Consider the following 8,673-nt stretch of genomic DNA (forward strand, 5'->3'; position numbering starts at 1 on the left):
GAAGCCCTCTTCCACCAGAACGGTGGCGAACTCTTCGTCGATGTCGAGATGTTTAGTGAAGGTATCGATCGCCGCATGGGCTTCAGCCTGATGCTTAGCCTGCAGATCATCGACGGTCATCACGTTCAGCTCCCAGCCGCTCAGCTGGGATGCCAGACGCACGTTTTGGCCATTACGGCCAATCGCCTGAGCCAGATTGCCGGCTTCAACAGCGATATCCATGGTGTGATTGTCTTCATCCACCACAATTGACGCCACATCGGCAGGTGCCATGGCGTTAATCACGAACTGTGCCGGGTTGTCGTCCCACAGCACGATATCAATACGCTCGCCGCCCAGCTCGCTGGACACCGCCTGCACGCGCGCACCGCGCATACCGACGCAGGCACCGACCGGATCGATACGTTTGTCGTTAGTTTTTACCGCAATTTTGGCGCGTGAACCCGGATCGCGCGCTGCCGCTTTGATCTCGATAACTTCTTCGCCAATCTCCGGCACTTCAATGCGGAACAGTTCGATCAGCATCTCCGGTTTGGAGCGGGTAACGAACAGTTGCGCACCACGCGCTTCCGGACGCACGGCATACAGCACGCCGCGAATACGGTCACCCGGGCGGAAGTTTTCACGCGGCAGCATGTCTTCACGCACAATCACCGCTTCGGCGTTGTTGCCGAGATCCAGTGAAATGTTGTCGCGATTCACTTTCTTCACCACGCCGGTGATGATTTCGCCTTCCTGCTCGCGGAACTGATCGACCACCATCGCGCGCTCGGCTTCACGCACTTTCTGGACGATAACCTGTTTCGCGGTCTGCGTGGTGATACGGTCGAAGGTGACAGATTCGATCTGATCTTCAACATAATCGCCCAGATTGAAGGCTTCATCTTCAAAGCGTGCTGCTTCCAGCGTGATCTCGCGCGTTGGCTGCGTGACTTCTTCTACCACCACCCAGCGACGGAAGGTGTCGAAATCGCCGCTGCGACGGTCAATGCTGACGCGCACGTCGATTTCCTGCTCATACTTCTTCTTGGTCGCAGTGGCCAAAGCGCTCTCCAGCGCTTCGAAGATTTTCTCACGCGGCAGGGCTTTTTCGTTAGAAACGGCTTCTACTACAGCTAAGATCTCTTTGTTCATCCTGGTTAGCCTCAATCCGGACTTTTAAAAGTGGGGGACCAGGTTCGCTTTCTGAATGTTGCTCAGCGCGAACACTTCATCGTTACCCTCAACGGTCACCGTGATCATCTCGCCCTCAACAGACTTGATGATGCCCTGCCATTTACGGCGGTTCTGTACGGCCATACGCAGCACCACGCTCACTTCATCACCGACGAAACGAGTATAGTGTTCAGCAGTGAAAAGAGGACGCTCGAGACCTGGCGAGGAAACTTCAAGGTTGTAAGCGACAGTAATCGGATCTTCCACATCCATTACAGCGCTGACCTGGTGGCTAACATCGGCACAATCATCAACATTGATACCGTCTTCACTATCAATATAGATGCGCAAAGTCGATGTGCGACCGCGAACGAATTCGATACCGACCAATTCGTAGCCAAGCGCTTCTACTGGAGCGGTGATCAAATCAGTCAATTTTTGCTCTAATGTGGACAAGCCCACCCCCAAGACATAAAAAAAGGGCCTATAGCCCAGTGTTGCGATTCCTGATAACAAAAAACCCCGAAAATTCGGGGCTTTTTGTGACTGGACCCTGTACGCCGCATGGCGGCTTCGGCACATAATCCAAAAGAATTTTTTTCAAAAACTCACTGAGGATGCGTCCGTCGATGCATACAGTATATTTGAAAAAGAACTCTAAGGGAAAGTGGTTGCGGGGGCCGGATTTGAACCGACGACCTTCGGGTTATGAGCCCGACGAGCTACCAGGCTGCTCCACCCCGCGTCCGAAAACGTGGCGAATATTACGCCGATCTTGCGAAAAAAGCAAGTTTTACTGAGATTTGGTACCGAGGACGGGACTTGAACCCGTAAGCCCTTTCGAGCACTACCACCTCAAGGTAGCGTGTCTACCAATTTCACCACCTCGGTACTGCACTGACTGCGACGTTGTATTGCCGCTTTAAGCGTTGACGATATTACTGTGGGATGTCATTGCCCGGCGTGGCCGGTTTAGCTGGCTGAGTCTGTTGTTGAGACTGAGCCGGCGCAGTGAGGTTTTCCCACTCGCTTCCTTTAGAAGACTTGTTGGTGTTCAGATTGCCCAGAACCAGACTGATAATGAAGAACAAGGTCGCCAGCACAGCGGTCATACGAGTCATAAAGTTACCAGACCCGGTTGAACCGAACAGTGTACCAGAGGCGCCTGCACCGAATGAGGCTCCCATATCAGCGCCTTTGCCTTGCTGCAGCATGATCAGACCAACGAGGCCAATCGCTACAATAAGGAAAACAACCAACAGAGCTTCGTACATAATCAACCTGTTTCCTTGCGCGTTATCCGCACAGTTAAAGCTTCAACCAATATTGACGGGGAGTCTCGTCATCACCCATCAGAAGCGGGTGTGAATACTAACCAAAGGCGCATACCTCTGCAAGCGCAATTTACACGAAGTTTTGCGATTGCGGAAAAAAGCGCCATCCCGGTGATTTTACAGGCGGAAAGCAGCAAACTGACCGCCCGTAACACGGTTAAACCGCTTTTACCGCATCGGCAATTTTGTGCGCCAGTTCGGTCACCTGCGCCTCATCCTCGCCTTCCACCATCACGCGAATCAGCGGCTCGGTACCGGATTTACGCAACAGCACGCGCCCGCGCCCGGCCAGCGTTTTTTCCACCTCTGCGGCAGCCGCTTTGACGCTGTCGCTCTCCAGCGGATCGTGGCTGCCGCTGAAACGCACATTCACCAGCACCTGTGGCAGCATCTTCATGCCGCTGCACAGATCGTGCAGACTCATGTGGTTGCGCACAATCGCAGTAAGTACTTGCAAACTTGCTACGATGCCGTCACCGGTGCTGATTTTATCCAGCAGGATCACGTGGCCGGAGTTCTCCGCGCCCATGCGCCAGCCCTTCTCCTGCATTTTTTCCAGCACATAGCGGTCGCCCACTTTGGCACGGGTAAACGGAATCCCCAGCTGTTTCAGCGCCAGCTCCAGCCCCATGTTGCTCATCAGCGTGCCGACCACGCCGCCGCGCAGCTGACCCTGACGCAGCGCTTCGCGCGCGATGATGTAGAGAATCTGGTCGCCATCCACCTTCTGTCCAAGATGATCCACCATCATGATGCGGTCGCCATCGCCGTCATAGGCCAGGCCGAGATCGGCTTTTTCATCCAGCACGCGCTGCTGCAGCTGACGCAAATCGGTAGCGCCGCACTCTTTGTTGATGTTCATGCCGTCCGGCTGCACGCCAATCGCAATCACCTTCGCACCCAGTTCACGCAGCACATTCGGCGCGATGTGATAGGTCGCGCCGTTGGCGCAGTCCACCACGATCTTCAGCCCGTTCAGGCTCAGCTCGCTGGGAAAAGTGCCTTTGCAGAACTCAATGTAACGCCCGGCGGCATCGACGATACGGCTGGCGCGGCCCAGCTCAGCGGACTCGACGCAGGTCAGCGGCTTCTCCAGCTCCAGCTCAATGGCGGCTTCGACGTCGTCCGGCAGTTTGGTGCCTTCGGCAGAGAAGAATTTGATGCCGTTGTCGTCAAACGGGTTGTGCGACGCGGAGATCACGATGCCCGCCTCGGCGCGGAAAGTGCGCGTCAGGTAGGCAATGGCCGGCGTGGGCATCGGGCCGGTGAACGCGGCAGACAGCCCGGCAGCCGCCAGACCGGCTTCCAGCGCCGATTCCAGCATGTAGCCGGAAATACGTGTATCTTTACCAATCAATACTTTGCGCGAGCCGGAACGGGCCAGCACTTTGCCGGCAGCAAAACCCAGCTTCAACACAAAGTCCGGGGTAATGGGCGCTTCACCCACTTTGCCGCGAATCCCATCCGTACCGAAATATTTACGATCGCTCATGCCTTTATCCTTTTGCTCTCCGTGTCGCCTCGACGATGCGCATCGCTTCGACAGTTTCTTTAACGTCATGCACGCGAATAATCTGCGCGCCCTGCATGGCGGCGATCACCGCGCAGCTCAGGCTGCCGGTCAGACGCTGTGCCGGGCCGACGTTTAACAGCTGGCCAATCATCGACTTACGCGACATGCCCACCAGCAGCGGCAGATCGTGATGGTGAAAATCACTGAGATGCGCCAGCAGCTCATAATTGTGGCTGAGATTCTTACCGAAACCGAAGCCCGGGTCGAGCAGCAGACGCTCTTTTTTAATGCCGGCCGCTTCACAGCGGGCGATCTGCGCGGCGAAGTAAGCGTCCACTTCGCTTACGATGTGCTGATATTCCGGTGCCTGCTGCATGGTGCGCGGTTCGCCCTGCATGTGCATCAGGCATACCGGCAGACCAGTATCTGCGGCGGCCTGTAACGCCCCCGGCTCGGACAGCGAGCGGATATCGTTAATGATGTGAGCGCCCACTCGCGCGGCTTCGCGGATCACTTCTGCTTTTGACGTATCCACCGAAATCCACACTTCAAAGCGCTGCGCAATGGCTTCCACCACCGGGATCACCCGCGCCAGTTCCTCTTCCACTGAGACTTCATCGGCACCGGGACGGGTTGATTCGCCGCCCACATCGATAATCGTGGCACCGGCATTCACCATCTCGTTGGTGTGCGTGAGCGCGTCGACCAGCGTATTGTGCGTTCCGCCATCAGAAAAGGAGTCCGGCGTGACATTTAAAATTCCCATCACATGGGGAAACGACAGATCGAGATGGGTATCACGGGCGTACAACTTCATGGCGAAAATCTCCCTGAGGGATCACTGGATTGTGGAATGTAAAAAACCCCGGACCAGCCGGGGTTTTTGCTTAGGAACAGGCCTGTTACTTGTCGAACTGTTCTGACATGGTGTTGCCTGGGTTTGGCGTACGCGGTTCATCAACCGGACGTGGCGCCTTTGGCGTACCGTTGCTGTCAGAGTTGTTGCTGCCTGGATCTTCCCAGCCTGCTGGCGGACGCACTTCGCGGCGCGCCATCAGGTCGTCGATCTGCGGTGCGTCGATGGTTTCATACTTCATCAGCGCGTCTTTCATCGCGTGAAGGATGTCCATGTTCTCACCCAGCAGAACACGAGCACGCTGGTAGTTGCTGTCGATCAGGTGTTTAACTTCCTGGTCGATGATGCGTGCCGTTTCGTCCGACATGTGTTTGGCTTTCGCCACTGAACGACCGAGGAACACTTCACCGTCCTCTTCCGCATACAGCAGCGGACCGAGTTTTTCCGAGAAGCCCCACTGCGTCACCATGTTGCGCGCCAGGTTGGTCGCCACTTTGATGTCGTTTGAAGCACCGGTTGAAACGTGTTCCGCCCCGTAGATGATCTCTTCTGCCAGACGGCCGCCGTACAGCGTTGAAATCTGGCTCTCCAGCTTCTGACGGCTGGCGCTGATTGCGTCGCCTTCAGGCAGGAAGAAGGTCACACCCAGCGCACGGCCGCGCGGGATGATCGTCACTTTATGCACCGGATCGTGTTCCGGCACCAGGCGACCAATAATCGCATGGCCCGCTTCGTGATACGCGGTGGATTCTTTCTGCGCTTCTGTCATCACCATGGAGCGACGTTCCGCGCCCATCATGATTTTGTCTTTCGCTTTCTCGAACTCGACCATCGACACCACGCGCTTGTTCCCACGCGCAGCGAACAGCGCCGCTTCGTTGACCAGGTTCGCCAGGTCCGCACCGGAGAAGCCCGGCGTACCACGTGCGATAATCGCGGCATCAATGTCGGTTGCCAGCGGCACGCGACGCATATGCACTTTCAGAATCTGTTCACGGCCGCGCACGTCTGGCAGACCTACCACCACCTGGCGGTCAAAACGGCCTGGACGCAGCAGCGCCGGGTCCAGTACGTCCGGACGGTTGGTCGCGGCGATGACGATGATGCCTTCATTGCCTTCGAAGCCATCCATCTCAACCAGCATCTGGTTCAGCGTCTGCTCACGTTCGTCGTGACCACCGCCTAAACCGGCGCCACGCTGACGACCCACCGCATCGATCTCATCAATAAAGATGATGCACGGTGCCGCTTTCTTCGCCTGCTCGAACATGTCGCGCACACGTGATGCACCGACACCGACAAACATTTCTACGAAGTCAGAACCGGAAATCGTGAAGAACGGTACTTTCGCTTCGCCGGCGATCGCTTTCGCCAGCAGCGTTTTACCGGTACCCGGAGGGCCCACCATCAGCACGCCTTTCGGGATTTTACCGCCCAGCTTCTGGAAGCGGCTCGGCTCACGCAGGTATTCCACCAGCTCACCCACCTCTTCTTTTGCTTCGTCGCAACCCGCAACGTCAGCAAAGGTGGTTTTGATCTGGTCTTCGGTCAGCATACGGGCTTTGCTCTTGCCGAAGGACATCGCGCCCTTGCCGCCGCCGCCCTGCATCTGCCGCATAAAGAAGATCCACACGCCAATCAGTAGCAGCATCGGGAACCAGGAGATGAAGATAGAAGCCAGCAGGCTCGGCTCTTCCGGTGGTTCACCCACAACTTTGACGTTTTTGGTCAACAGGTTATCGAGTAACTTGGGATCGTTGACAGGAATGTAGGTCGTGTATTTATTACTGTCTTTTTTGGTTACGTTGATCTCACGCCCGTTAATACGTGCCTCGCGGACCTGATCCTGGTTCACTTCCGACAGGAAGGTTGAATAATCAACCCTACGGCCATTCGACTCGCTGGGCCCAAAGCTCTGGAAGACAGACATCAGCACGACCGCGATGACTAACCAGAGAATCAGGTTTTTCGCCATGTCACTCAAGGGATTAACCTCATATTACAACGGTGTTAACAGACAGCGTAGGGTACTATATATCCTTCATACCTGGAATCGCGGCGCTGATGATTTTGCCTGTTTAGCCTGAAACTCAGAATTACGCATCAGAATAAACGCCGTTTCGCCTTGCTTTGATTCCGGTATGGAGGGCTACAGTTTGCGCCCTGTCGCCACAATGTACACTTCGCGCGAACGTGATCGCGAAGCGTCCGGCTTACGAATTTTCACTTTCGTAAACAGGGAGCGAATTTCCCGCAGGTATTCATCGAAGCCATCTCCCTGAAACACTTTCACTACAAAACTGCCGCCAGGTGCCAGTACATCCCGACACATTTCTAACGCCAGTTCAACTAAATACATGGAACGCGGGATATCGACCGCAGGCGTACCGCTCATGTTCGGCGCCATGTCCGACATCACCACCTGCACTTTCTGGTCGCCCACGCGCTCCAGTAACGCTTTCAACACCGCTTCGTCGCGAAAATCGCCCTGCAGGAAGTCAACGCCAACGATGGGATCCATCGGCAGCAGATCGCAGGCAATAATACGGCCACCCGAACCAATCTGTTGTACCACATATTGCGACCAGCCGCCGGGCGCAGCGCCCAGGTCAACCACGGTCATACCGGGTTTGAACAGCTTGTCACCCTGCTGAATTTCATCCAGTTTAAACCAGGCGCGCGAGCGCAACCCTTTTTTCTGTGCCTGTTGCACATATTTATCGCTAAAGTGTTCCTGAAGCCAGCGACTGGAACTGGCCGAACGCTTTTTACCCGTCATAATATTTCCAGTTAAATCGTCATCGTAGCGATAAATCAGCACGCAATGGGTCGCGTTGATTTGGCGATATACCCGAGATGGCGGTAGAATGAACCGTTTTCAATCCCTGAGTAAGTAAAAAATACGATGAATCTGAGTACCAAACAAAAACAGCACCTGAAAGGCCTTGCCCATCCACTGAAGCCAGTGGTCATGCTGGGCGGCAATGGCCTGACTGAAGGCGTGCTCGCCGAGATCGAACAGGCGCTCGAACATCACGAATTGATCAAGGTAAAAATTGCCTCGGAAGATCGTGAAACCAAGCAGCTGATCGTGGACGCTATCGTGCGTGAAACTAAGGCAAACAACGTTCAGGTCATCGGCAACGTGCTGGTGCTGTATCGCCCTGCCAAAGAGCGCAAAATTACTCTGCCACGTTAAGCGTACCGTTACGGCTCGTCCGACGGGCAGAGAAAGTGCCATGCTCCTGCATGGGATAAAAGGCCGCAGCGCGGCCTTTTTCCTTTCTTTACAATATGCAGCTGCGCATTTCAAAGCGTAGCAATATCTTAGATGTATTCCACTTTCAGCACTTCATATTCCACATCGCCGCCTGGGGTTTTGACAATAGCCACGTCATCGGCCTCTTTGCCCACCAGACCGCGCGCCATCGGCGAATTCACGGAAATCAGGTTCTGTTTAAAGTCCGCTTCGTCATCACCGACAATCCGGTAAGTAAACTCTTCATCGGTATCGACATTCAGCACGGTGACGGTGGCGCCAAAAATCACGCGGCCGGTTTTCGGCATGGCGGTCACGTCAATCACCTGTGCATTGGAGAGCTTGGCTTCAATCTCCTGAATACGCCCTTCGCAGAACCCCTGTTCTTCGCGCGCGGCGTGGTATTCGGCATTCTCTTTCAGATCGCCGTGCTCACGGGCTTCGGCGATAGAGGCGATGATGCGCGGACGCTTAACGGTTTTCAGTTCGTTCAGCTCTTCACGCAGCTTCTCAGCGCCTTTCAACGTCATCGGAATCTGATTCATTTTGGCTCCTC

General features: G+C 55.2%; 9 protein-coding genes and 2 tRNA genes. 1 reads left to right on the plus strand and 10 read right to left on the minus strand.

The window, feature by feature from the left end:
* The 9 genes from nusA to rlmE all read right to left on the minus strand — a co-directional run.
* On the minus strand, positions 1-1,134 hold a 1,134-nt coding region (gene nusA, locus QMM04_RS18745), incomplete at its 3' end, for a transcription termination factor NusA (RefSeq protein ID WP_282996747.1).
* A gap of 24 nt (positions 1,135-1,158) precedes the next feature.
* Positions 1,159-1,611, minus strand: a complete 453-nt coding sequence (gene rimP, locus QMM04_RS18750; RefSeq protein ID WP_039327562.1) for a ribosome maturation factor RimP — start codon at positions 1,609-1,611, stop codon at positions 1,159-1,161.
* Positions 1,612-1,823: 212 nt separating this feature from the next.
* A tRNA-Met gene (locus QMM04_RS18755) sits at positions 1,824-1,900 on the minus strand.
* Positions 1,901-1,959: 59 nt separating this feature from the next.
* Positions 1,960-2,046: transfer RNA gene (locus tag QMM04_RS18760), tRNA-Leu, on the minus strand.
* Positions 2,047-2,093: 47 nt separating this feature from the next.
* Positions 2,094-2,429 (minus strand): preprotein translocase subunit SecG, encoded by a 336-nt coding sequence (gene secG / locus QMM04_RS18765; RefSeq protein ID WP_039327559.1) that lies wholly within the window; start codon positions 2,427-2,429, stop codon positions 2,094-2,096.
* Positions 2,430-2,646: 217 nt separating this feature from the next.
* Positions 2,647-3,981, minus strand: coding sequence for a phosphoglucosamine mutase (gene glmM / locus QMM04_RS18770; RefSeq protein WP_021507705.1), 1,335 nt, complete (start codon positions 3,979-3,981; stop codon positions 2,647-2,649).
* 4 nt (positions 3,982-3,985) lie between these two features.
* Positions 3,986-4,819, minus strand: a complete 834-nt coding sequence (folP, locus tag QMM04_RS18775) for a dihydropteroate synthase (RefSeq protein ID WP_262256449.1) — start codon at positions 4,817-4,819, stop codon at positions 3,986-3,988.
* Between the two features lie 85 nt (positions 4,820-4,904).
* Positions 4,905-6,833 carry an ATP-dependent zinc metalloprotease FtsH gene (gene ftsH / locus QMM04_RS18780; protein WP_282996748.1) on the minus strand — a complete coding sequence of 643 codons (1,929 nt, stop codon included), beginning with the start codon at positions 6,831-6,833 and terminating at the stop codon, positions 4,905-4,907.
* A 174-nt stretch (positions 6,834-7,007) separates the two neighbouring features.
* The gene (rlmE, locus tag QMM04_RS18785) at positions 7,008-7,637 is read right to left on the minus strand and encodes a 23S rRNA (uridine(2552)-2'-O)-methyltransferase RlmE (RefSeq protein WP_021507708.1); all 630 of its coding nucleotides are present in this window, start codon (positions 7,635-7,637) and stop codon (positions 7,008-7,010) included.
* 126 nt (positions 7,638-7,763) lie between these two features.
* Between rlmE and yhbY the strand changes: the two genes are divergently transcribed.
* On the plus strand, positions 7,764-8,057 hold the full coding sequence (gene yhbY, locus QMM04_RS18790; RefSeq protein WP_010617345.1) for a ribosome assembly RNA-binding protein YhbY: 294 nt from the start codon (positions 7,764-7,766) through the stop codon (positions 8,055-8,057).
* Positions 8,058-8,185: 128 nt separating this feature from the next.
* On the opposite strand, the gene greA is transcribed toward yhbY, so the two are convergent.
* The gene (greA, locus tag QMM04_RS18795) at positions 8,186-8,662 is read right to left on the minus strand and encodes a transcription elongation factor GreA (protein WP_021507709.1); all 477 of its coding nucleotides are present in this window, start codon (positions 8,660-8,662) and stop codon (positions 8,186-8,188) included.
* Between the last annotated feature and the right edge of the window lie 11 nt (positions 8,663-8,673).

Origin of the sequence: Pantoea sp. Pa-EAmG (assembly GCF_030024295.1) — a bacterium.
Lineage (GTDB): Bacteria > Pseudomonadota > Gammaproteobacteria > Enterobacterales > Enterobacteriaceae > Pantoea > Pantoea dispersa.